The sequence below is a fragment of the Fervidobacterium sp. genome, assembly GCA_026419195.1.
GTDB lineage: Bacteria > Thermotogota > Thermotogae > Thermotogales > Fervidobacteriaceae > Fervidobacterium.
Genome location: JANZZV010000085.1, coordinates 1 through 836, shown reverse-complemented (window position 1 = coordinate 836; position 836 = coordinate 1). Strand labels below are relative to the sequence as shown.

General features: G+C 32.7%; 1 protein-coding gene. It reads left to right on the top strand.

What is annotated here, in order from left to right; translation table 11 throughout:
- Positions 1-160: 160 nt before the first annotated feature.
- On the top strand, positions 161-836 hold a 676-nt coding region (locus N2Z58_09455), incomplete at its 3' end, for a hypothetical protein (GenBank protein ID MCX7654884.1).

Here is an 836-nt window from a genome sequence, read left to right as displayed (position 1 = left end):
TCCGAAAAAGTTAAGCTTGCTAAAGATATTCTACTGCCACTTCGTTTTCAAAGCAAAGTAAAATCACGCAATAAATTTGAGAAAAATCATCAAATGATACTAACATTCAAATGAGATAATTCCTTTTGAGATTGTTGAAAAACAGATACCAAAACTTGAAATGGAAATTGCTGAGCTTGGTGAGAAAATTAAGCAATTTAAACTAACAAAATCTATTTCACCAAGTGACGAAGGTAAACTTTATGTTGATGCACTTACGCGATTCGAAAACGAAAAGTATGGAACTCAAAACGAAATAGAAACAACTAAACAAGCTATAGAAAAATTAACAATTCAAATAAACAGCTTACAAAAAGATTCAAAGGTAAACTATACTCCAAAAAGTGAGCTTATCGAAAAGTATAGAGCAAATCTTGCCGAGTTGCAAGCTAAATACAATTCGTTGCTTCAACAGTACACAGAGGAGCACCCCGAGGTTAAAGCAACCAAAGCACAGATTAAACAATTAGAGGAGGAAATAGAAAAAGAAATCAAAAGAATTGCGGAATCAAAAATAGAATCACCAAGTCCTGTATTACAAGAACTTTACACTCAGCTAATCCAAAATCAACTAAAGTTGCCAATTTTGCAAACAAAACTCTCAGCTACATTAAAAGCCATGAATGAAGTTGAACAAAAAATGAAAAAACTTCCTCAAATAGAGCAAGAATACCTTAATCTTGAAAGAGATTACAAGATAAAACAAACAATCTACTCCGCATTAGTGCAAAAATACGAAGAACTTAGGTTAAACGCAGTCAGTACCGAAATTAACAAACCACAGATACTAGAACCAC